This is a genomic window from Acetobacter lambici (assembly GCF_011516885.1).
Taxonomy (GTDB): Bacteria; Pseudomonadota; Alphaproteobacteria; order Acetobacterales; family Acetobacteraceae; genus Acetobacter; species Acetobacter lambici.
Genome location: NZ_WOTD01000021.1, coordinates 12,893 through 36,730, shown reverse-complemented (window position 1 = coordinate 36,730; position 23,838 = coordinate 12,893). Strand labels below are relative to the sequence as shown.

At 55.7% G+C, this 23,838-nt stretch carries 19 protein-coding genes; 6 read left to right on the top strand and 13 right to left on the bottom strand.

Going from position 1 to position 23,838, the window contains the following annotated elements:
* Positions 1–71: 71 nt before the first annotated feature.
* The 11 genes from GOB86_RS10180 to GOB86_RS10135 form a co-directional block, all read right to left on the bottom strand.
* Positions 72–1,481 carry a PLP-dependent aminotransferase family protein gene (locus GOB86_RS10180; protein WP_198912035.1) on the bottom strand — a complete coding sequence of 470 codons (1,410 nt, stop codon included), beginning with the start codon at positions 1,479–1,481 and terminating at the stop codon, positions 72–74.
* Between the two features lie 48 nt (positions 1,482–1,529).
* Positions 1,530–1,907 carry a hypothetical protein gene (locus GOB86_RS15885; protein WP_198912034.1) on the bottom strand — a complete coding sequence of 126 codons (378 nt, stop codon included), beginning with the start codon at positions 1,905–1,907 and terminating at the stop codon, positions 1,530–1,532.
* A 79-nt stretch (positions 1,908–1,986) separates the two neighbouring features.
* Positions 1,987–2,973: a hypothetical protein gene (locus GOB86_RS10175; protein WP_242012594.1), complete on the bottom strand. Its 987-nt coding sequence runs from the start codon at positions 2,971–2,973 to the stop codon at positions 1,987–1,989.
* Positions 2,974–3,790: 817 nt separating this feature from the next.
* A complete protein-coding gene (holA, locus tag GOB86_RS10170) occupies positions 3,791–4,804 on the bottom strand; it encodes a DNA polymerase III subunit delta (RefSeq protein WP_165992222.1) in 1,014 nt (337 codons plus the stop codon).
* 18 nt (positions 4,805–4,822) lie between these two features.
* Positions 4,823–5,518, bottom strand: a complete 696-nt coding sequence (locus tag GOB86_RS10165) for a hypothetical protein (protein WP_165992221.1) — start codon at positions 5,516–5,518, stop codon at positions 4,823–4,825.
* A complete protein-coding gene (gene leuS, locus GOB86_RS10160; protein WP_165992220.1) occupies positions 5,518–8,136 on the bottom strand; it encodes a leucine--tRNA ligase in 2,619 nt (872 codons plus the stop codon). Before leuS ends, GOB86_RS10165 begins: the two co-directional genes overlap by 1 nt.
* 67 nt (positions 8,137–8,203) lie before the next feature.
* Positions 8,204–8,740: a DUF3576 domain-containing protein gene (locus tag GOB86_RS10155; protein WP_165992219.1), complete on the bottom strand. Its 537-nt coding sequence runs from the start codon at positions 8,738–8,740 to the stop codon at positions 8,204–8,206.
* Positions 8,741–8,917: 177 nt separating this feature from the next.
* Positions 8,918–10,927: an AfsR/SARP family transcriptional regulator gene (locus tag GOB86_RS10150; RefSeq protein WP_165992218.1), complete on the bottom strand. Its 2,010-nt coding sequence runs from the start codon at positions 10,925–10,927 to the stop codon at positions 8,918–8,920.
* 145 nt (positions 10,928–11,072) lie between these two features.
* A complete protein-coding gene (locus GOB86_RS10145) occupies positions 11,073–12,149 on the bottom strand; it encodes a transglycosylase SLT domain-containing protein (protein WP_165992217.1) in 1,077 nt (358 codons plus the stop codon).
* 71 nt (positions 12,150–12,220) lie between these two features.
* Positions 12,221–12,445 (bottom strand): hypothetical protein, encoded by a 225-nt coding sequence (locus tag GOB86_RS10140; protein WP_165992216.1) that lies wholly within the window; start codon positions 12,443–12,445, stop codon positions 12,221–12,223.
* 165 nt (positions 12,446–12,610) lie between these two features.
* Positions 12,611–13,171: a DciA family protein gene (locus tag GOB86_RS10135; protein ID WP_194301163.1), complete on the bottom strand. Its 561-nt coding sequence runs from the start codon at positions 13,169–13,171 to the stop codon at positions 12,611–12,613.
* Positions 13,172–13,181: 10 nt separating this feature from the next.
* Between GOB86_RS10135 and mutY the strand changes: the two genes are divergently transcribed.
* Positions 13,182–14,249: an A/G-specific adenine glycosylase gene (gene mutY, locus GOB86_RS10130; protein WP_165992215.1), complete on the top strand. Its 1,068-nt coding sequence runs from the start codon at positions 13,182–13,184 to the stop codon at positions 14,247–14,249.
* 71 nt (positions 14,250–14,320) lie between these two features.
* On the top strand, positions 14,321–15,361 hold the full coding sequence (hemH, locus tag GOB86_RS10125) for a ferrochelatase (protein WP_165992214.1): 1,041 nt from the start codon (positions 14,321–14,323) through the stop codon (positions 15,359–15,361).
* Positions 15,362–15,386: 25 nt separating this feature from the next.
* Here the strand turns inward: hemH and nth are convergent, their stop codons facing one another.
* Positions 15,387–16,052 carry an endonuclease III gene (gene nth / locus GOB86_RS10120; protein ID WP_165992224.1) on the bottom strand — a complete coding sequence of 222 codons (666 nt, stop codon included), beginning with the start codon at positions 16,050–16,052 and terminating at the stop codon, positions 15,387–15,389.
* Positions 16,053–16,495: 443 nt separating this feature from the next.
* Here nth and GOB86_RS10115 point away from each other — a divergent pair, with 443 nt between their 5' ends.
* The 4 genes from GOB86_RS10115 to GOB86_RS10100 all read left to right on the top strand — a co-directional run bounded on the left by GOB86_RS10115 (position 16,496) and on the right by GOB86_RS10100 (position 22,991).
* On the top strand, positions 16,496–18,289 hold the full coding sequence (locus GOB86_RS10115; RefSeq protein ID WP_165992213.1) for an ABC transporter ATP-binding protein: 1,794 nt from the start codon (positions 16,496–16,498) through the stop codon (positions 18,287–18,289).
* Between the two features lie 345 nt (positions 18,290–18,634).
* A complete protein-coding gene (locus tag GOB86_RS10110; RefSeq protein ID WP_165992212.1) occupies positions 18,635–19,630 on the top strand; it encodes a 2OG-Fe(II) oxygenase family protein in 996 nt (331 codons plus the stop codon).
* Positions 19,631–20,073: 443 nt separating this feature from the next.
* Positions 20,074–21,240, top strand: coding sequence for a site-specific integrase (locus GOB86_RS10105; RefSeq protein WP_165992211.1), 1,167 nt, complete (start codon positions 20,074–20,076; stop codon positions 21,238–21,240).
* Positions 21,241–21,419: 179 nt separating this feature from the next.
* Positions 21,420–22,991 (top strand): replication endonuclease, encoded by a 1,572-nt coding sequence (locus GOB86_RS10100; RefSeq protein WP_165992210.1) that lies wholly within the window; start codon positions 21,420–21,422, stop codon positions 22,989–22,991.
* Here the strand turns inward: GOB86_RS10100 and GOB86_RS10095 are convergent.
* Positions 22,941–23,783: a hypothetical protein gene (locus tag GOB86_RS10095; protein ID WP_165992209.1), complete on the bottom strand. Its 843-nt coding sequence runs from the start codon at positions 23,781–23,783 to the stop codon at positions 22,941–22,943. The genes GOB86_RS10100 and GOB86_RS10095 overlap by 51 nt on opposite strands.
* Between the last annotated feature and the right edge of the window lie 55 nt (positions 23,784–23,838).

Below are 23,838 nucleotides of genomic sequence, written 5' to 3'. Positions count from 1 at the left end.
CACTCTGTCTGCATCGGGTTTTCTTATAGCTTACGAAAATTTCTTTTGTGCAAAACAGACTTTTTCATAATCTAACCCGATGTACAACCCTTCTGTGAGATTTCCGCGTCGTGGAACTGGGATTCCACATGCTCAAAGTCCACATCCTTGACCAGAACAATGGACCCCTGCCGCAGCGCGGACATGGATTTGTGCACCGAGTTGGTCTGGTACACCCGCAACCGCACCGCGCGCGGGTCGGGAACCAGCCGCGTGCTCAGCAGGGTTTCATCATCCGGGGTTTTGCCCAGTGTGCTGGCCTGTTCGTCCCATGCCTTTTGAGCTTCAGGCCGGGCGAGGGATTCGGTCAGGGCGGCGGCGGCCCCCATGGCGGTGCGCTGGCGCAGCAGGGGAGACCAGTGCGCAAAGCCAAACCATGCCTCATCCCACAAAAAGATCAGGTCCGGTTTAATGGCAAGGCATTCTTCCATAACCCGGCGCGTATCATAAACATGGCCGTCAAATGTGCAGTTGGTCAGATCGACCATTTTTACGCGGGCAAGGTCGCCATGGGCCTTGAGCGTCAGCAGCGCCTGCTTGATCGTGCGCAGGGGCACACCACCATACATGGAGTATTCCACAAGCGGGAAGGCTTCCACATAGTAAGGCTGCGCACCGGCCAGCACACACCCGTAATGGTGAGATTTGTGGCAGTTGCGGTCCAGAATAACAATGTCGCCCGGTGCCAGCAGGGCCTGTAGCACCATCTTGTTGCTGGTGGACGTGCCATTGGTGACAAAAAAGGCGTGGTCAGCCCCAAAGGCCTGCGCCGCCATGGCCTGCGCGTCCTTGATGTTGCCGGTTGGCTCCAGCAGGCTGTCCAGCCCACCGGTTGTGGCGGAGCTTTCGGCCAGGAACAGGTTGGGGCCGTAGAACTCGCCCATGTCGCTGATCCAGTTGGACGTAAAGACCGACTTGCCGCGTGCTATGGGCAGGGCATGGAAGGTGGCAATAGGGCGCTGTGCATAGCGTTTGAGGTTGTCAAAAAAAGGCGTTCTGTAGCGGTTGCGAATGCCTTCCAGAATGGAAAGGTGCAACTCCAACGGTTCTTCCATCTGGTAGAAAATACGGTTGAAAAACCGGCTTTCGGGCTTACCGGCCAGTGTTTCAATATTTCTGTCGCTCAGAAGGTAGATATCCATTTCCGGGCGGATTTTTTTAATGGCCTGTGCAAGCTGGAGCACAAGTGTTTCGTCATCCTCAATGCTTGAGAAGTCGATCACACTCTGAAAAACCGCCAGAAGGGGGTTTTCCGTCGGGCTTTGCGCGGCAAAGCCTTCGTACAGGACCACAGCCCCAATATCGGGGTTCAGCAGGATGCCGGTCAGCGCATCCTGTGCGTTGCCGACAATAACCGGCTGGTAGATAAAGTCGTCTTCAGGGCGGCGCACACCGCGCGCTTCTTCCTGAATGAGCGGCCAGCGCGAGGGCGCGTGCGGCACAACGCTCAGGACCTCAAAATACGGCGTGTTTTTAAGGTGCGTTATGGCCTATGGCAGGCGGTTGAGGGGTTCATCCTCATGGTCATCCATGTTCCAAGATGACGCATCGCGGTGGTATTTGCGCGACACAATGGTGGTGGAAATGCGCTGGGCAAGGCGCAGGAAGGCCTTGTTGTCATCATCGCTCAGGCAGCTTTTAAGCCGGTCGAGCAATTGCGCGCCCGGATAGGCAAAAAACCGTTCAACCTCGTCAAGTTTTTCTAAGGAACTGGAAAGGCTTTTTTTAATGTCTGCCCCATTGGCCGCAGACCATTTGCGTGCAAGGTCAAGGACCAGAAGCCACCGGTCCGCGCGCAGGGCGGGCGTTGCCAGAGAAGTGCTGATAAGCGAACGCGCAGGCTGATCGCAAGGAGTGCTGGACGTCATGAAGATTTTTCCTGTTTTGTGAAAAACTGAAGAAAAATAAGTTTGTTTTGGTGGGGTGGTGTGCGGCCGTAGTGTTCCGTCATTTGTTGACGGGAATGGTCACTACGGCTCCGGGGTTCAGGGTTGTTTTGGACAACTCAAGAAGCATCTGGGTAATGGTAAAAGCCAGTTTGCTCTCAAAATCTCCGCGATCAATCCAGTAATAATAATGGTCGTACAGAATGGCCACAAACGCATTGTCTGGCTGTTTGTGGCCCGAATGGACATCTATAAGGGATTTGCCCCCAGTACTACCGGCATTATCAACAGACTTACGGGTATTCCCGGATGAGACTTCGTCCTCAGGGATCTGAATCTGGTAGGCAATCTGGCCAAGAATGCTCAACATGCTTCTGGTCAGCATTTTGATCTGCCCCGGACTGGGGGCACCAACGCCGTAAACAACTTCCATCCGGTCGTATTTGGGCGAGAAGTTGAGCTGTTTTCTGGTTTTTTCAACAAGAGCGGACAGGTGCGGGTCTGTTGTTGAGGAAATGCTCATGAAAACACGATTGTTTTCGCTTTCTTTTCCACCCGCTCCGGGTGTCTGCTGCAACTGGATATTCAGTAAGCCCGCAGCCTGCAAAAGGCGCAGATCATGCAGCAGGCTGAAAAAATCAGCGCTATGAGCATCGATCTCGGCATCAAGATCGCCCGAATTGCGCGAAAATGGTCGGTTATTACTCATAAGATCAATAGACTGCACAGACAGGCGCAACAGCACATCTATGGGCAGGCCACCCATGGCCAGCGGCAGCAGGCTGGCGGGGGGCAGGGGGCGTAAAAAATTATGAGCGTAGGCATCACCCGTTACGGGCTGGAAAGTAAAAGTCGGGCTTTCCTGCAACTGTGCGGCGATACCCCCATTGGGGCGGATGGGAAAAGTGTCTGATGCAACACCAAGAAAACCACTTCGCTGTAACTGGTAACCCGATATGAGCTGTGTTGTATCCAAAAAGCCGGGTGTATCGGCATAACGCAGGCGTACCAAGTTGGAAAGTGTCTGCCGTTTACTGGCTTCGATCATGGAACTTGCGTATTGGTCCTGGTCTTTTCCTAGTTTGTAACTTCCAATACTATAGCAGCCACTTGTGAGTAAAATGAGAGAGCTACACAATATTCTTTCAGCTACACGTTTCATGTGTCACCTTTCAGAATGCTGGATGGGCTCAAACATTCTATAGCAAAGATATAATAGACTGTTTTAGAGCATCATTTCTGTGTGTGGGCAAGGTGGAATGGGGTAATAACTTTTTTTTGACACGCTTTTTCAGGTGCAAATTGTTTAGTATTTCATAACTTGTCAGGTAATACTTAACATGAATTTTCCCGGCATGGCGGCTCTTTGTGTTCTGGCGCATAGCACGCGCAGATGAGGCGGCGGGATTTTGAGTTCATAAAGATACAAACAGGTTTTTTCACACGCAGGCACCTGTTGCGGTGGCATTTGTCATGGCAGAAAAAGGGGGAATGTGTGTGTTGGTGTCCGCGGCGGGATTCGAACCCACGGCCCCAGGATTCATCCCACTACAGCTTTCACTGCCGCTGCGTTGCCGGAGCGTTTGTGGGCTGGACTGTCCCTTTACCATAGACCTGTGTTTGCAGGTCTTTAGGCACCGCCCGTCCAGTCTCTACACCTTCCGTTCATAAGGAACGGCTTGGCTCGGGATTGGCAAGGCCCTTGCAGGCCGTAGCGTTCCCCGACTTTGAGCGGATTCACCATAGTGTTTCCAGTTATGGTGCCCAATTAAATAGGAATCCTGTGCTCTATCCTACTGAGCTACGCGGACACACCCTTTTTGTATACTGAATGCCCCCCCGCCGGACAAGGGGAAAAGCAGGAGTTAGCGGCGGCTGTACAGGGCCGCGCGGGCCGCCAGGGTGGCAATGTGGCGGCGGCAGAGCAGCACATCGGGGGCTCCCGTCTGCTTGCAGGCCAACTCCAGCGCCTGAAGTGCAGCAAGCTCCTTGCTCAGTGCGGACAGGGACCAGAACTCCAGCGCGCGGCCAAAGCTTGCCGTGCGTTTGAAAAACACAGGCGGCCGCAGAGTTTTAAGCGCGTCACTCCGGCTCTGCCCCGCAGCCATGGCGGCACGGACCCGGCGCAGGCGGTGCATATGGCCCATAAAGGCGCGGATAATGGCAATGGGGACGGTCCCTTCCGCCAGAGCGCGTTCGAGTGCCGTGTCGGTCTCTGTCCGGTTGCCCTCGGTTGCGGCAAAGGCTGCATCTTCGACCGATACGCTACCTGCATCGCCAATACACGCACGCACGTCTTCTAGCGCCAAAGTGCCTGTGTCCCCTGCGTAAAGGGCCAGTTTTTCCACCTCGCTGCGGGCAGCCGCACGGTCAGCACCCAGCCTGCCCGCCAGCCAGTGCAGGGCATCTGCATCAATTCTGACCTGATGGGCGGCCAGCATCTGGGTAATGGAGGATTCCAGATTGCGCCCTTCCTCGGGGTAGCAGCCAATACTGGCACACTGGGGCTGTTTTTCCATAAGCTGGCGCAGCTTGGAGCGGGAGGCAAGGCCGGGTGCCTCCAGTATGACCAGCGTGTCCGTGTTCTGGGCCAGAACATGCTCAACAGGCTTGAGTAGCGCGTCCGAGGCATCGCGCACACGCACAACGCGGCGACCACCCATAAGGGAGAGGGCGGTTGCTTCCTCTTCCAGCCTGTTGTGGGTTTCCCGGTCCAGCAGGGCAATGCGGAACGGGTCGTCCAGCGTGCCTGCCAGCCGGTGCGTGGCCTGTAACGCGCGTTCGCGGATCAGGCCTGTATCTTCCCCATGCAGCAGGATGACGCGCCATGCTCCGGGGTCGTTCAGAACACGGGGGGTGCCTCGGGCATCTATTTTCATGACCAGCCCATCTGGTGGTCAGTCACCGGTGTCGATGGGCGCGCGCCCGGTCGCCATGTCCGGAATGGCGTCTGCGCCTTCCTGCTCCATGGGGGCACCCTTGTCGGTATCGGAAATGACGTTGGGCGAGGGATAGAATGTTTTGGGCTGGTCGTCAGGTATGGCGGCGGGGGTGGAGTGGGTTTTAAACCACGTGGCCACCTGTTGCGTAACCTGTTCCCCCAAGGCCTGCGCCACGCGGCCGCGAACACTTTCCATGTTCAGGGCTTGGGCAAAATACTGTTCGTAGGTATTTGTGTACCCGTCCAGTGTTTGGGTGTACCCTTGCGTGACCAGTTGGGGGGTCTGCTCAATTGTCAGGAGCTGCCAGCGCGCAGTGGCCAGCATACGGGTCCGCCCGGTGGTGTTGTCACCATGAATATCAATGGCTTCGGCGCTGATGGTGGGCTGGACGACAAGCTTGTATTTGTGGGGATCTTCTGGCCCGTCAGCCGCCATCTGGCTCTGGAGTGCGAGCCGGAGCTGCTGGCCAAAACGCTGCGGAATATTGGCAACGTAAATGTCCTGCAACTCGGCGGACACATCAACCCCGCCCTTTTCCTCCCCGTATAATGGCTTGAACCCGCACCCGCTCAGCAGCAGGGGGGCTGCCATAAGAGCGGTTGCGGCCAGTGTGGCCTTGCAAAGGGAAAAAAGGGAGCGGGTCCGGGTCATCAGCCTGCCGTTACAAAATTTACAATGCGGTTGGGCACATGCACGCGTTTGACAATGCGCTTGCCCTCCAGAAGCCGCGCCACGTTGGGTTCGGCCTCCGCCCGAGCCAGCACGGCTGCGGGGTCTTCATCAGGTAGGGCCTCTATGGTGCCGCGTAGTTTGCCCAGAATCTGCACGGCTATGGTGACCTGCGTTGCCGCCAGCAGGTCGGGCTGGGGCATAGGCCATGCCTGTGTTGCCGCAAGGCCCGCGCCGGGTTCCAGACTTGCAAACATTTCCTCGGCCAGATGGGGCATCATGGGGGCGCAGAGCAGGCACAGAATGCGCGCGGCCTCGCGCCGGGCAAAGTTCATGCCTGCAACACTGGCGGTTTTTTCCGCATCCGCCAGAGCGGAGGTCAGTTCGTGAATACGCGCAACGGCCACGTTAATGGCAAAGTTTTCCAGCGCTTCGGTCACGGCGGCAAGAGTGCGGTGGGTGGTGCGGCGCAGCGTGTCGGCCTTGCGGTCGATATCCGCCGGGCATGGGGTGTTGGCAGGCACGCTGGCGGCAACGCCACATACGGTGCGGAACAGGCGCTGGGCAAAGCGCGCGGCCCCGGCCACACCGGCCTCGGTCCATTCCATGTCCCGCTCGGGTGGGCTGTCGGACAGGACAAACCAGCGGGCTGTATCGGCGCCAAAGCGTTCGATAATGGCCACGGGGGCCACTGTGTTGCGCTTGGACTTGGACATTTTTTCCACCCGGCCCACGGTCACGGGGTCGGTGGTGCCGCGTTTGACCACGCCTTCGGGCGTGCGCTCCACTTCCTCGGGGTACAGCCAGTGGCCTGCGCTGTCCTTGTAGCTTTCGTGGCTGACCATGCCCTGCGTAAACAGGCCCGCAAACGGCTCATCCACATTCAGGTTGCCGGTGCGGTGCATGGCGCGGGTAAAAAAGCGTGCGTAGAGCAGGTGCAGAATGGCGTGCTCGATCCCGCCAATATACTGGTCCACGGCCAGCCAGCCATCGGCTGCCTCGCGCACTGTGGGGGTGGCGGCATGGGGGGCGGTAAAGCGGGCAAAATACCACGAACTGTCCACGAACGTGTCAAACGTGTCGGTCTCCCGCGTGGCGGGCTTGCCACAGCATGGGCAGGTGGTGTGCTTCCATGTCGCGTGGTGGTCTAGCGGGTTGCCCGGCTTGTCGAAGGTGACATCCTCGGGCAGTTTGACGGGCAGTTGCTCGTCGGGTACCGGCACCGCGCCACAGGTGGAGCAATGAATGACCGGTATGGGGCAGCCCCAGTACCGCTGGCGCGAAATGCCCCAGTCCCGCAGCCGCCAGTTGACAACACCTTGCCCCACGCCAAGGTCCTGCAACCGTTCAATGGCGCTTTTGCTGGCCTGTGCGGTGGTCTGCCCATCCAGAAAACCGGAGTTGATCATGGTGCCATCGCCCGCATAGGCGTTGGTGGTAATGGCAAAGTCTGCCTGATCCTGCCCTTCGGGGAGGACCACGGGAATAACCGGCAGGTTGTATTTGTGCGCAAAGTCCAGATCGCGCTGATCGCCCGATGGGCAGCCAAACAGCGCGCCCGTGCCATAGTCCATGAGCACAAAATTGGCGATCCAGATGGGAAAGCTCTTGTCCATGAACGGGTGGTTCACGCGCAGGCCGGTATCAAACCCACGCTTTTCGGCGGTTTCCACAGCTTCGACCGATGTGCCAAGGCGGCGGCATTCGGCCACAAACTCGGCAGCCTGCGGGTTGCCCTGCGCAACCCACTGGGCCAGCGGGTGGTCGGGGGCAATGGCAAGGAAGGACATGCCAAACAGCGTGTCCGGGCGGGTGGTGAACACTTCCACCGCGTTCAGGTTGGTGTCCAGCCCCGCAGGGGGTTCGTGCAGCGAGAAGGTGAGCTTGGCCCCTTCGGAGCGGCCAATCCAGCGTTCCTGCATGGTCCGCACCCGCTCGGGCCAGCGGTCGAGCGTTTTCAGCCCATCGAGCAGGTCCTGAGCAAAGTCGGTAATGCGCAGGAACCACTGGGAAAGTTTTTTCTTCTCAATTGGTGCGCCAGAGCGCCAGCCCTTGCCATCCACGACCTGTTCGTTGGCCAGCACGGTCTGGTCCACCGGGTCCCAGTTCACCCAGCTTTCGCGCCGTTCCACCAGCCCGGCGTGCATGAAGTCGAGGAACAGCTTCTGCTGCTTGCCGTAATAGTCGGGCAGGCAGGTTGCGATCTCGCGGTCCCAGTTGAGGGAGAAGCCGAGCCGCTGCAAGGTGGCGCGCATGGCGGCAATGTTGTTGAGCGTCCATTCCTGCGGGTGCACGCCGCGCTCGCGCGCGGCATTTTCCGCCGGCAGGCCAAAGGCGTCCCAGCCCATGGGGTGAAGCACCGCAAAGCCGCGTGCGCGCTTGTAGCGGGCAATGACATCGCCCAGCGCATAGTTGCGCACATGCCCCATGTGGAGCTGCCCCGAGGGGTAGGGAAACATTTCCAGCACATAATATTTGGGCTTATCCGCCGGAGGAACATCGGGGACGGTAAAGATATCGGCTTTTTCCCACGCCTTCTGCCACTTTGGCTCAACTGCGTTAAAGTCATAGGAAGGGGATGGGCTGGAAGGCTGGGACATGGAATTTGGATCTACGCTTGCAGGCTGTAAGGAAAATCAAGGACGAACACGGCCGGAGCCGGGGGTGTTAGTCCTGGTTGCCGTTATCGGCGCGGAGTTTGCGTGCGCGGGAGAGAATGCGCGTGGCAATATCGGACGCCGTGTTGGGGGCGGGGGGGGTATCCACCCATGTGCCATCCTGTTTGAGTTGGCGGAACACGCTCAGGCGTAGCGCGTCCGAGCGCAGGCGGCGGTCCAGCACAAAGGCGGTAATTTTGAACCGCTCATCATGTGTGGCGGGGGGGGTGTACCAGTCCGTCAGGATCAGCCCGCCTTCCGCATCGGCCGTGGCTATGGGCATGAAGGAGAGCGTATCAAGTGCTGCGCGCCAGAGGTAGGCGTTGACGCCCCCTTTCAGGCTGGCTTCTCCACCAGATGCGCCGCGGTCTTCAACCAGCAGGTGGTTGTGCGGGGCGGTAATACCATTCTGGGAGTGGTCAAAGAGTGAGCATGCGCTCAGCAGGCTGACTCCGGCCAGAGCGGTGGCGGTGGTCATCCATTTGCCAAGAGGCATGGGGTGGGGGCGACTTGCAGCGGCATGGCTGGGCATGAGACGGCGAAGCATGGCGTTGATGTGGCTCCTTGGCACTTGGGTATCCGTCTTTCCCGGTCCGCCGGATAAAAAAGAAGTCAGGTCTGGCTGGCGGCACAGGTGTTCCTGTCCGTCTTCATATCCTTTCAACTCTTTTCCGCCAAGCGTCTGCGTGGCCTGTCTGCTCTGGTGTGGGCGTGCGTGGCGTCTTCAGGGCAGGGGCAGTTGCAGCCCGCGGTAGAGTTTTTGCCGCATAAACAGGGGCAGATAGGCATAGTGCCCCTCCATGGCGGAGAGGGTGAGCGGGGTTTGCAAACGGTGCAGCCGCTGGCGGTAATCCTGCGCTAAAGACTGGTGGCCCAGCATGTTGGCCGCGGCAAGTGCGGGGACAAGAATGGCCGAACGGTCGGGAGAAGTCGCCAGAATGCCGCGTGCGTGGAGCAGGGTTTCCTCATACTGGTCAGCCAGAAAACACGACAGAATAAATTCCTGATCGGGAGCACTAAACAGCGGCACGGTGGAGGTCATGCTAAAAAAATCGGTGTAGATGCGGGCCGCGGTCACGGCGTCCCCCCGGCACAGGGCGTCCAGCCCATCGGGCAGGGCCAGCATGCTTACGGGGGAATCGGTGGGCAGGCTCAGGTGCATCTGGGCGAGCAGGAAGCGCGCCTCATCAGGCTGGTTGGCGTAAAACAGCCCGGCGGTCAGCAGGTAGCGGGTTGCGATATTGCCGGGGAACAGGGCAAAATTCTGCTTGAGCATGGTGATCATGGGCCGGATGTAGTCGGCCACGGGGGTATGCCATTCATCATACATGCGGATGAGCAGGTAATGCGCATGGACAAAAAACAGGAACTGGTTTTCCGGCGCGCGTTTTTCCGCCTCATCAAGCAGGTGTTCAATCGTGTGGTACAGGCCCGGATCGGCGCGCATGCTCAGGGTAAAGGCCCGCAGGCCCAGCCCGAAGGGGGAAAGCTCGGCCACGGGGGTGCTGGCCATTCTGCGCGCTTCGGTTTTGAACAGGCTGAGAATCAGCATGGCGGCAAAACGGTTGGACAGGGCGGGCAAGGTGGTGGGGGTCAGGGTCAGCCTGTGGCCCCATACGATCGTATCGTTCAGGCGGGTGTCAAACGCCTGCAAAAGACACGTGAGCGCAGACCCGCTCCCCCCGGTTATGGTAATACCGATCAGAAAGTCCCACCGCCCCCGCGCGGGGAGCGACTGAAAAGGCGACGCGGCAAAACGCTCGGTCTGTACGCTCACGTCCAGTACGCCGTGCATGGCCAGGTCCAGCCCAAGTTCGCTGCGGAACTGCTCAGCCAGAGCCATGCTCTCCGTGTCGCCCTGTTGTTGGGCGCAGGCCAGAAACACCGTGGCGCTGAGCATACGCAGGGACTCGTCCGCCACCACCTGCGCGGGGGTGGGCGTTTGGGGCAATGGGGGCAGTGAGTGCTGGGCTGCCTGCGTGTTCTGGAGGTGTGTAGCCCGCAGCTTTGCAATCAGGCGCATGGTCTCCTGCCCCGGTGTGGTGGCAATGGCGTCCTGAAAAGTGCGGAGGCAGGTTTCCGCACTCAGTAAGGCGGTACCTTCCTCCTTGCTGTGCATGGCTGCCAGAATGCGCGCGCGCCATGCACCCTCGTTCAGCGGGTTCAGGCGGAGCAGCCTGCGTGTTGCGGCCATAACTGTGGCAGGGGCTGGCGTGCTGGCCAGCAGGGCCTCAAGCTGGGCAATCTTGTGGTCAAGCAGGCGGTTGCGCTCTTCCTCCAGCCATGCGGCAAAGCCGGGGTCTACCGCGCTCAGATCCTCCAGCAGCGGGGGCAGGGGGTCGGGCAGGTCCATGACCGTCTGGGGTGTGGTGCGGAGCACATGCTCGGTGTCAATGTCGGTCAGGTCGGGGCGTATGGCCAGTGTATGGCGCTGTACGTCCAGCACCTCCGGGCCAAGGGGATGGAGGATCTCCATCAGCCGGTGGATTTCCTGCCTTAAGGACGCGCGCGCCTGTTCGGGTGCCCGTTTGCTCCAGAGCAGTTCGGCAAGCCGTGTGCGGGCTACAGGCCGACGGTTGGACAGGGCCAGAATGGCCAGAAGTGCTTTGGTTTTGGTGCCCGTGGGTAAAAGCGAAAGCCCCGTGCTGGACAGGACGCGCATGTGCCCCAGCAGGGAAATGCTGAGCAGGGGGCGGTCTGGTTGTGCGCCTTTATCATCGGGGGGGGCGTGCATGGGCAGAAGGGTCCGTTGGTTACCAGTATTAGGTACCGGTCACGAACATTAAAATTATTCACGCCGGTCAGAAAAAAATTGTTTTAGTATTCCCCTGTAAAAAGAAGGTTTTAGCAAAAAGTAAACTTAACAGTCATGTAATATTTTAGGGTGTTATGGCAACGCAGGAAAGTCCCTGCTGCCGCAGGGTCGAGCATATGGTGTCGCTCTGCCCGGAGGGAAGCCCCGCAAGCCGTGTACGCCAGACCGGCGCGCGCCCGGCGGGTGTAACCTTTTCCACCCGGTTCTGGGCGTGGCTGAGTGCGGGGGAGGACTGCCGGGCGATGGCAATGGCATGCATGGCCCGCACAGGGGTGGAAAAAGCCCCGATCTGGATAACGGCGTTGCCCGTAGCCCCCGCAGGTCGCCAGACAATGCCCGACCCGGCAAGGGGGGCCGTACTGACGGCCCGGTACGTGGCGGGCTGGTAGCTGGCGGGTTGGAGGTCGGAGTCGTCTGCCACCTGTGGGGGGGAGCTGTCTGCTCCGGCGGAGGGCGGGGGGAGTGTGTCATCCTCCATAGGGGGGGCGCTGGCCGGGCCATAGGGCTGGGGCGTGTTCTGGACCACCTGCACCGGGGCCACCTGTTCTGGCGCCAAGGTGGGCTCGGACTGCACGGGCAGGGAACTGGGGGGCACGGGGTCGTTCAGGTGGGGGGTAATGGCGGCCATGTAAGTGCGGGCATAGCCGGGCAGGGGTGTCCCGCGTGAGCGGTAATTTTCCATGCATTGCGGTCCACAGTTATAGGCGCCAAGGAAGTCGGGCGAGCCAAAACGGTCATAGAGTTCGCGTATGTAACCGGTGGCGGCCATAATATTGTCGTGCGGGTTATAGGGGTCGGAGCCAAGGTGGTAACGCTGGGCAAGCTCGGAGTAAGTGTCCGGCTTGATCTGCATAAGCCCGACCGCACCATGTGCCGAGCGGGTCAGATGCCCGTTCATATACTGGTGGCCGCCCGATTCCTGCTGCATGACAGCACGGATCCATGACTGAGGGACGGAAAACCGGTCCGAGGCTTCGTGGATATATGGTCCCCACGGGTTAAGGGCCGAACCCGGAGCATTGTACGATGTTTTGCCCGGCCCCGCGCAGGCGGACAGCACAGCCAGCCCGCCTAGAGCGATAAGGGAAAAGGCCCTGCGCCAGACACGCTGGTCCGCACAGGTAAAAACACGTGGCAGCATAAAACCCATGGTGCCCTTTCGGGCGGGCGGATGCAAATAGTCATGCCGTGCAGGGGGTTACCCTGCCGGGGTTATTTGCCGCGCTGGCGCATGCCTGCGGATATGTCGTTCATCAGGTCCGGGTTTGTGCGGCGGATCTGGCCTGCACGCAGCACACTGGCTGCGGTGTAGCGCGGCCGGGTTGTCCAGTTTTCCAGAAACTGGAGATCGGACAGGGTTTCTGGCCCATGCTGCCTCAACGTTTTCAGGGCGGCGGGGGTAGTAATCCCTGGCGTGGTGCCGGGTTTACGCAACATAATCATAAGTCCTGTTAGTTAAGCTGCTCTGCTATTGACTGTTGCACAAGAGTGCCACTGCGCATCTGGCGCGGGGTCTTAAAACACCGACAATGTGTCAATTTCAAGCGCTAAGCGGCTTTGTCATAAAACCATGACAATAAAAGAAATAACTCTTTAAATTTGTTAGGTTTTTTTTATCATGGCCTGTAAAATTTCCGTGCCCAGCCGCTCCAGCGCGGTGCGGAGCGAATCATCTGGCATGTCGGGCAGGGCGCAGGTGGGGGCGTGGTTTTTGCGCGCAGGCTGCCTGCGGCGTGTGCCTGCCGTTGGGTCCTGCACAAAGCGCAGCCGCGCCACCAGTGGCTCCCCGCACCATGTGTTGATCCGCGCCATAAGCATGTCCGCCTGATGTTGCAGTTCCATGGCAACAGGTCCGGCGCAGGCGACGGTCAGCGTGGCGGCACTCAGCCTGTGGGGGGTGGTAACGGCGGCATGGGCGGGGCCTACAATATCGGCCCAGCGGGCAAACAGCATGGCCCCCGTGGGGGAGCGGCGGCGGAAGGCGGGGGCAGTCACGTTGGGCAGCAGGGCCGCCAGTGTGCGGGCCTTCATCACCCTGCGGGGTGGTGGGGGCGGTGCCTCTTCCTTCGCACGCGCACGGGGTGCGGCTTTGCGGGTGGTGCTGGCCTGCCGTGCGGGTGTGCCCGCCTTGCCCGCCTTGCCCGAATGAACTTCCTTCGCCATAACAGCCTCCGTGATTACGCCACCCGCCCACGCCCTGCTGCACTGGTATGACAGACACCGCCGTACCCTGCCATGGCGGTGCAGGGAGGGGGAAACACCCGACCCGTATCGGGTCTGGTTGAGCGAGATCATGCTTCAGCAGACAACGGTCAAGGCTGTCGGGCCGTATTATCTCAGATTTGTGGAAAAATTTCCAACTGTTCAGGCGCTGGCCGCCGCCCCGCGGGATGATGTGCTGGCTGCGTGGGCTGGGCTTGGCTACTATTCACGCGCGCGCAACCTGCATGCCTGCGCACAGGCTGTGGCGGCTGTGGGGGACTTCCCCCGCACTGTGGAGGGGCTGCGCGCCCTGCCCGGTATTGGCGCGTACACAGCCGCCGCCGTGGCCGCCATTGCCTTTGGCGTGCCGGTTGTGCCGGTGGACGGCAATGTGGAGCGCGTAACGGCGCGCCTGTATAACGTGCAGGACCCACTGCCCGCCGCGCGCAAAACACTGGCGCAACTGGCCAGCGGGCTGAATACGGATGCCCCGGCCCGCGCCCGCCCGTCCGATTTTGCACAGGCTCTGTTTGATCTGGGGTCTTCGCTGTGTTCGCCGCGCCAGCCCGCCTGTGGGCTGTGCCCATGGCAGGGTGTGTGTGCGGGGCATGCACAGGGCACGGCGGCCACATTGCCGCGCAAGGCCCCCAAGGCTGAACGCCCCGTGCGTTATGGCGTGCATTTTATGGTTATGGACGCGGCAGGCCAGGTGCTGCTGCGCAAACGGCCAGAGACCGGGTTGCTGGCGGCCATGACCGAACTGCCCGGCACAGACTGGCGCGCAGCACCATGGACCGAGGCCGAAGCTCTGACCCATGCACCCGTTGCCGCCCAGTGGTGCAACGCGGGTGCTGTTAAGCATGTGTTCACGCATTTTACGCTTAATGTGGTGGTTTATGCGGCCCGTGTGGAGCGTTTTTCCAATCAGGATGTCGGGGAGGGATTTTTGTTGCCTGTGGCGCAGGCCAAAACCGCATCCCTGCCATCAATTATGCAAAAATGTATGTCAACAGGATATGACTTCCTGCATCGTGCATGAATTAAGGCGGTGTCAGCACACCCGGTAAACGGCCCTTCGGGTCGGGCCGTAAAAAGAAATAAAGAGGTTGCATGGTTTTCCACCATATTCCGCCACAGGCCCAACAGTCCGCTCAGGGGCAGCCGTCCCGTGGCAGGCCGGGTGTGCTGCTGCTTAACCTTGGCACGCCCGAGGGCACGGGGTACCGCGCCGTGCGCGCCTATCTGTCCGAGTTCCTGTCTGACCGTCGGGTTATCGAGGGCTCTCCCCTGTTCTGGCAACCTCTGTTGCAAGGTGTCATCCTGACCACACGGCCCAGCCGTAGTGGCCGGGCCTATGCCCGTGTGTGGGACGCCGAACGGAACGAAAGCCCCCTGCGCACCTACACCCGCCATCAGGGCGAAAAACTGGCCGAACAGTTTGTAGCCGATGGCGTGCCGGTGGCGTGGGGCATGCGCTATGGCCGCCCATCCGTGGCACAGGCGCTCCGCTCGCTTATGGAGCAGGGGTGTGACCGCATTGTGTGCCTGCCGCTGTACCCGCAATATAGTGCAACCACCACGGCCACGGCCAATGACCAGCTTTTTCGGGTGTTGATGAAGCTGCGCAACCAGCCCGCCATCCGTACCGTGCCGTCCTTCCCCGATGATCCGGATTTTATTACCGCCGTGGCCTCCTCCATCCGCGAGGAGCAGATGCACGCGGACCAGCCGTTCCAGATGGTTGTTGCCTCCTTCCACGGTCTGCCACAGCAATATGTGGACAAGGGCGATTCGTATCTGGCGGAATGCACCCGCACTGTTGCCGCCCTGCGCACCGAACTGGGAATGGACGAGACCACCCTGCCCATGACCTTTCAGTCCCGTTTTGGGCCTACCAAATGGCTGGAACCCTACACCGCGCCCTTTATTGCGGCACTCCCGGCCAAGGGGATCAAACGTATTGCGGTGGTCACACCCTGCTTTATGGCCGACTGCCTGGAAACACTGGATGAAATTGGCCACGAAGTGCGCGAGGAGTTCCTGAAGGCGGGCGGCGAGTCCTTTACTCTGGTGCCCTGCCTGAACGACAGCCCCGCCAGCATCAGCCTGCTGGAAAAGCTCGTCCGGCGCGAACTGCTCGGCTGGCTGTAACGCCCTTTGCTCCGCCCAGCCCCGGTTACAGTGCTACACGTGGGGCTTTGGGCCGGGGGAGGGGTGTTTTATCGGGGAATAGGCAGCTCTGCTGTGCCGCGCACCGCCAGCACTCGGGCTTGCGCGCCTTGCACACGTAACGCCCCTGTAGAATGAGCCAATGGTGGGAATCGCGCACCATGGGGAGCGGAATGCGTGCTTCCAGCTTTTTTTCCACGGCCTCCACGGTGCGGCCTCGGCCAAGGCCGGAGCGGTTGGCCAGCCGGAACACATGCGTATCCACCGGCACCGTGGGCTGGTTGAACGCCACATTCAGCACCACGTTGGCAGTCTTGCGCCCAACGCCTGCCAGTTTTTCCAGCTCTTCGCGCGTGTGGGGGATCTGCCCGCCATGCTCGGCCAGCAACTGGTGGGAGAGTGCGACCACGTTTTTGGCCTTGTTGCGCCATAGCCCGATGGTGCGGATCAACTGCCCCACCTGCTCGTCCCCCAGTGCGGCCATGGCCTGCGGGGTGGGGGCGGCGGCAAACAGGGCCGGGGTTACGCGGTTGACCGAGGCATCCGTTGCCTGAGCGGACAGCACAACAGCCACCAGCAGCGTAAAGGGCGTGGTGTAGTGCAACTCCGTCTGCGCATCCGGCCATGCGCGGGACAAATCGGTCAGGAACTGGTGGACCTCTGCCTTGCTCATATCACGCGGGGCGGTCTGGGGGGGAGTGCTGGTGGGGGCCGCTGCCGCAGCTTTTGCACGGGGTTTTGTTGCGGTCTTTCTGGCCGATGTGGCTCCGGTTCTGGCCACAGCGCGGGAGCTGCCGGGTTTGTCGGTTTTTTGTCCCGCCTTGCCGCCCGCTTTGCGTGCGCGCGTGGCGGAACCGGGGTTCTCTGATGCGGCAGGTGTTTGCGTGCGGGGCTCGGCCATGGGGCCATCCTGTGCGGGGGCGCGTTGCGTGGCGGAGGGGCTGGTCGCGCTTTTGCGCGGGCTTTTGGGGGGCATGGGGCTTGTGTATCGCAAAGGGGCGGGGGACGCCATTTTTCCAGCAGAGGCGGATTTGCGCAATATCGCGCCTTCACGATACAGACTGATCACTTGCCCCGCCGGTGCGGATGAATGTGCTTTTTTCGGATTTCTGGTTCATGGTCACTTCTGCTTCGCGCACACCCTCTACTGCGCGAAAAACATCCCTGTTTGTTGATGTGCTGGGTTTTGTCATCCGCCTGTGGCTGGCTTTTCCCCTGCCTCTGGCGGTTACCGTGGGCACGGTGTTGCTGGCAACACTGGCGGATGTGCTGATGCCACTGGCGGCGGGCCGTCTGGTCTCCGACGTGGCGGAACCGGCCAGCCAGTTCGCCCGGCTGCATGATGCGGTGTGGATGGTCGCAGCCCTTGCTGCCTGCGGGTTTGGCAGTGTTGTGGCTAAACGTTACGCTTATCTTGGCATTACGCGGCTGACCACGCGGGTCATGCAAAAGATCGGCACGGAGTCTTTTGCGCATGTGCAGCGCCTGAGCACGGACTGGCACGCCAATACCTTTGCAGGCTCCACCGTGCGGCGGCTGACACGCGGCATGTGGGCGGTGGACATGCTGGATGACACACTCCTGCTCATGCTGCTGCCCGAGTTCTGCCTGCTGGTACTGACCACGCTGGTGCTGGGCTGGCACTGGCCCGCCATGGGGGCCATGCTTGGGGTTCTGTCGGCACTATTTGTGGCCCTTTCGTGCATGCTGACGCTGCGTTACGTGGCCCCTTCCGCACAGGCCGCCAATGCGGGGGACAGCAGGGTGGGGGCCGCCCTTGCCGACGCCATGACCTGCAATGCCGTGGTCAAGGCGTTTGGGGCGGAAGCGCGCGAGGAAGAGCGACTGGCCCACACACTGGACCAGTGGCGCACCGCAACCGCGCGGATGTGGATACGCGGGACCGACAGCGCCAACATCCAGTCCGCCGCCGTGGTGGTCATGCGTCTGGCTCTGGCGGCAGCCGCCGTATGGTTGTGGTGCAAGGGCCGTGCGGGGCCGGGGGATGTGGCCTATGTGCTGACCATGACCTTTCTGGTGCAGGGCTACCTGCGCGATATCGGGCAGCAGGTCTCGGTCGTGCAGCGTTCGGTCAACGAAATGGAGGAGTTGCTTCTGCTGTGGCGGACACCCGCCGGGGTGCCAGACCCCGCCCAGCCCGTTGACCTGCACGTAGCGCACGGAGCCATCGCGTTTGACCACGTGACCTTCCAGTATCCGGGGCAGCAGACCCCGCTTTTTACCGACCTGTCGGTGCGGATTGCACCGGGGAGCCGGGTTGGGTTGGTTGGGCCTTCGGGGTCTGGCAAATCCACCTTTACCAAGCTGCTTTTGCGCCTTTACGCGCAAAACAGCGGGCAGGTGCTGATTGATGGCGTGGACACGGCCACTGTGCGCCAGTCCGACCTGCGGCGTCAGATTGCCCTTGTGCCGCAAGAGCCCATTCTGTTCCATCGCTCGCTGGCCGAAAACATTGCTTATGGCAGGCCAGACGCCACGCCTGAGCAGATTGCACAGGCTGCCCGTCTGGCCAACGCCGCGGAGTTTATAGAACGCCTGCCCGAAGGCTACGCAACACTGGTGGGGGAACGGGGTATCAAGCTCTCGGGTGGGGAACGCCAGCGCGTGGCTATTGCCCGCGCTTTTCTGGCCGATGCCCGTATTCTGGTGCTGGACGAGGCCACGGCCAGTCTGGATTCCGAGTCCGAGGCACAGGTGCAGGAGGCCATGGAACGGCTGATGGACGGTCGCACGGTGCTGGTTGTGGCGCATCGCCTGTCCACTGTGGTGGGGCTCGACCGCATACTGGTGTTTGACCACGGCCAGATTGTAGAGGATGGCCCACACGCGCAACTGGTTCAGCAGGAGGATGGGCTTTACCATCGCCTGTATGCTTTGCAGACGTTATAGGATTTTAATATATATTTTAGATTTTTGTCTGGACGGTCTGCGGGCTTTTTTAAAAAGGGTTGGCCTGCGTGGCTCTGTTTTCAGACGAAATATAAAGTTCATGAAAAAATATGAAATTTTTCGTTATTCCAAAAACGGATGCGGAGCCTCCCGTGCCAGTTTTTCGGCACGAAAAAAGCACGTTTGCGTTTACTGAATAGCACGATTGCAGACCAGATAACCTTGTTATGTCCCTCGGATACGCAAATTATGGCCAATCCGCCGTGGGGCATGGTCTGGTTTGGTAAAAACCTGAGCAGGAACCCATGTATAAAAATAACTTTATATACTGACAAAGTTTTCCTTATGATTACGCCTGCACTTTATTATGGACTTGATGCTCAGGGGAATTTTTACTCTTCTGATGATCAGGCCGGTCGCGCTTCTCTGGTTATTGACATGCTTCAGGCGGCCCCACAGGTTCTGGCACCTATGTGTGAAGCATTGCACAAAAAGCAAGCAGAGTTACAGCGCCACCACACGGATGTTATTCTGCTTGTTTCGGGCAGGGGTGGTGAGTCCTTTGCACAGTCCGTGCAAGGTGAAGCAGGTGATTTATATGCCGGTATCCGTATTCTGGTCTGTCCTGATCAGGCGGTTACATTACCCGGCAACGATCGTCAGGATAGCATTGTGTCTGTTGTAAGCCGTGCGCTGGATGTTGTGTATGCAACAGCCGTAACGGCAGAGGAAGACGCGATTGCTCAGGCCGTTGATGCAGCAAAACAGCTAAATGTAAGACATAATAAGGACGTACCCGTACCTGTTCTTTTGTCTCCGCTACTGTTCGGTCAAGATTTTTTCCGTATGTTGATAGAAAAATTTGAAAATTCTGTTCACACAACAGGGGGTATGGCCAGTACGGATACGGATGGAAAACCGCTCTTTCGTATTGACCGGACAAAAAAGCACAGGAGCGATTTTTTGCTCCCTCAAAACAGCCCGTTAGCACAGGCTATTACCGATGTTCTGACTGTGCGCTGTGTGCCCGAAATAAAAAAAGCGTTCCAGTTTGAGGCAACCTGCATCGACCGTATTCTTATTGCCCGGTACGATGAAACCGGCGGATATTTCCGGCGGCACAGGGATAATAATGCGCCCCAGACAGCATTCCGTAAATTTGCGCTTTCGGTTAATCTGAATGAAGAATTTGAAGGTGGGTCCTTGTTTTTTCCCGAATATAATGACCATCACTTTACGCCGGATACGGGGAATGGAATCATATTTTCCGCCTCTGCCCTGCATGAGGTCTCTCCGGTCACACAAGGTCAGCGTTATTGCCTTCTGACCTTTTTTGCCTGAAGGCGGACCTGCTTGCCATGTTCGGGAGTGAGAGCAATACCCCAGCGCTGAGCAGTTGAGAATGAGCGCGAGGGAACAAGGTCGCACTGGTCAGTCAATGGGGCGGAGCTAGCCTGCCCCCATTTTTCTGGTAAGTGGACTCGGCGGTTGAATAACCAGCAAGACTTACGCCCACATTCACACCATATTGGACCGACTGGCCTGCGATAAATCGCACAGCACATTGGATTGGCCGATACGCGCGCAAATCTGGTATTTTTATTGGTGATTTTAGCTGGATTGTAAGGAGGCTTTGGCGGAGGGGAAGGGATTCGAACCCTCGATACGACTTGACATCGTATAACGGTTTAGCAAAACAATAATTATTATTGTTTTTCATATTCTTAATCATATAATCATCCACAAGATGCAATCCCGATGCACTTTTATGGCAGGTTGATATCATGAGCATTTATAAGCGGTCAGATACTGGAATGTGGTTTGTCCAGATCAGACGGAAAGGCTTCCCAAATCTTAGTAAAAGCTTCGCTAAAAAAGGCGATGCAACTATGTGGGAACGTAACGTGCTGGCCGAGATAGATGCATGTCGAGCAAATCCGCATCGGCCATTCGATCAGATGAAATTTCTCAAACCTGAAACACCAAACTATATCGAAATTGATAATCCTGAACCTGTTGTCTTTTTTGATGAGGACGGCAACAAAACAGGAACCGCTGAACTACTAACAAAAGAGGATATGGATAAATTAATCCCGCTAGGATTAGCAATTAACAGATACATTGACGAAGAATTACACAGATTTAAATCGTCTAAATCAATGTATGATCGTCTAAAAATGTGGGAAAATAGCGAATTTGGATTGCAATCCATAATCGACATCACACCAGAAGCATTATTCAAATGGATGAAAAACAGACGAAAAAAAGATGGTTCTCCCGCATCTCCTTCGACAATCAGGAACGACCTGTTTCAGTTATCTGCTGTCTTTGAAATTGCAATCAAACCGATTACAAAAGGCGGGTGGAATATCGAAGGACTAAAAAATCCAGTCAAAGACATCCAGCTACCACCATCACCACCACCCAGACAAAGACGACTCAACAGAAACGAAGAAAACGCACTATTTTCCGCATTGGCTGGCGGAACCCATGCCAGCGAAATGATACCTTTTATTATTATCTCATTATCAACTGGTATGCGGAAATCCGAGACACTCAGAACAACAGTATCAGAAATTCAAGATGGTCAATTCGGTTACTCTATTCGAAAACAAGATACAAAAAATGGACATCCTCGCCTTGTCCATCTGTCAGAAAATGCAACAGCTTGCGTTATAGAATTAATGAGAAATAAAAAACCATCCGATAGAATATTCTCAATGTCTGAATCAGATGTATCAAACGATTGGGCAAAAGCCAGAAAATTAGCAGGATGCCCCGACCTTCGACTGCACGATATCAGACATGAAGCACTCTCAAGATTGGCAGATGTCGGCTTAAGTATCGGAGCATTGGCTAGTATGTCAGGACATCGAACAGCACAAACACTTCTCAGATACGTCAATGCATCCGAAGCTGATATCAGGGAAAAACTTACAAAGATTTCGTAAATAACAAAAAAAACGGGGTAGATTTCTCTATCCCGCTTATTTTTGTGTTACAATATTCTCTAACGGTTGGAACCACCCAGAACTAACCAAAAAGGGAATTTGAACAATGTTATTTTTATATAAGACATTATACACAATTTTCAAGAATAAAATCAGCATCTGGGGAATTGTAGGGAAATGTGCGATATGAACAAATTGAGATATATCTAAGAAATTATTATCCGAATTTATGGAAAAATTTATTATCTCTACATCACACTTATAAAAATTTAATCAGTCAAAAAATCGCGGAAAACTGCCATTCTTACAGTCTGGACGAAGTAGCTGAACACATTGTCGAATTCATCGATTCAATGCCAAATGACATTGTAAACGGCTTTGGATTGATGTCGTTGTCATACGATGAAATACGAGAAAAACAACGAATCACAGGTAAGAGATTAACCAGAAAATCGAACTTATTACGTAGGAATTTCAGACGATACATTAATGTCAGACCAGAAGATGATCTGTTTCAACAGCAATTTGATACAGATAAACAGGATTCCGAGAAATCTTATATCATTATTCCAGATTCGAAGAATGAAGATTCTGGTTTATCTGCTCATGACATTAAGCAATTTAATCAGAGAAAAAAATACGCTGTTAATCATTCGATAGCTGAACATGTTGATGATTTTGCTATAAACTTTTTGCAGTATGAAGGGTTGTTTTTATCGCTAACTCTGGAAAGTGAATTCCATAATTGTTCATATGAAACAGCTAAAAACGAAATATCAAAAAGATGGAAAAAGATAAAAAGAATTCTAAAAAATAAAGATATTCTCTTATTAGGAATGTCAGTTCTTGAATTGCAAAAAGATGAAACACCACATTATCATATCCAGCTATATGTATCATCCGAACATCGGGAATATGTTGAATCTGTTATCCTTCAGCAGTTTCCGAATGAACAAGACAGACGAAACGAAGCAATTAAAGACATCTGGCAAGCCTTTAATCTGATATCATACGCATTAAAAGATTCAAATAAATCAGACACTTATATAAATTTCATCGGTTTGCAACGCGATATAAAAGCCAGATATAATGCTGTTTATCATAATGAAAAATACAAAGATTTATCAGATAAGAGGATATCAATATCCCATAAGCTAATGATGAAAAAACAACCGAACGGTATGATACTTCTCTTAATTCGTGGGTTTTCAGATGAAAGATTAAATCTGTTATCTGCTAGACATAAAGATTTTCATTATCTGAAAACTCACATTCAGAAAATTCAGATAATGTATTTACATTGTATACACTTTGGGGAATTCAAAAATCTGATTGATAATGAGTTCTCTGTATCTATGAAATTGAGAACATATAAAATTATCAATGAATTCGGTGATATTTATAACTATGTTCCATGTTGGGTATATAATAACCAAGAATGTATGCTGGATAATTTTTATTATTGGGAATGTGAAAAATCTAGGGGTCAGCCTCCTCCTTCTGGAGAAGGAAAAGGCTTAATCAGACCAACGCAAGGCAATAGTATCAGACATTTCAGCAGATTGGCACAAAAATCACATATTGAGAGAACAAGGTGCGGAATCTCAAAAAAATCTGATATTAATTTGAAGCTACAAAATTATTGTGAATCAGAAAATCTTGGGAGACCTGCCAGAACTGAAAATCTGGCGGGATTTATCTCAATAAACACGAGTAGGAAAACGACTATCTACAGATTTAGTTATTCCTGATGGAAATTCTGTTATCCACATAGGGTTATACAGATAATAGACCTTGTGAAATCCATGTATATTGGGAAAAAAATCATGAGGAAGAGATGCTTTTCCACTATTCATCAATGCATCAGCTACTACTAGCAAGCGTATATCTTCTATTTTTCCTTTGTAATCAGAAATTTTTTTTGCTTTTGTATCTATGCACTTCTGGAAATTGTCCGCGCTCGGATGAACCCATCCACACATATCATTTACATAAATCCATTCGTCCCCATATCCCTTGCTAATAAAAAGGGTTCCTAATTTATTCGGGAGACCAGATTTTTTTAATATTCCAATAATATCTATCGTCTCAGAATTTTCAGAGTTATCTTGATTTATAGTTTTTATAGATTGTATTATTTCATCTTCTGGAATTGTTCCAGTATTTGAAACATACTGGAATCTCCAATTTTTTATATGTGGATATATAGAAATACATTTCTGCTTTATATTTTGCAGTTCCCGATCACGCGTGACTTCTTCCCTAACAGCTTGTGAACCTTTTTTTTTTGAATATTTTCCCGCGTGACATTCCGTCACTTCAAGACCGAATTCTTCAACTTGAGTTGATATAATAAAATCAGGACGCTCTGTGGAGTGGAGACGCCAATTTTCATCCAAAAGTTTTGATGCTTGCTCCACAAACATTCTTTCGCGTAATTTCTGTTTTTTAGACAACTCTCTTACCTCAAAATGAAAATTCACCAATTGTTTAGACTTGATTCCAGACGGTTCAACAGGCGGAGCCTTTGCCAGCTTATCCAATGCGATTGTATCGCGTTGGGTAGGGCTGGCTACTATAAAATAAGGTTATTTCCGT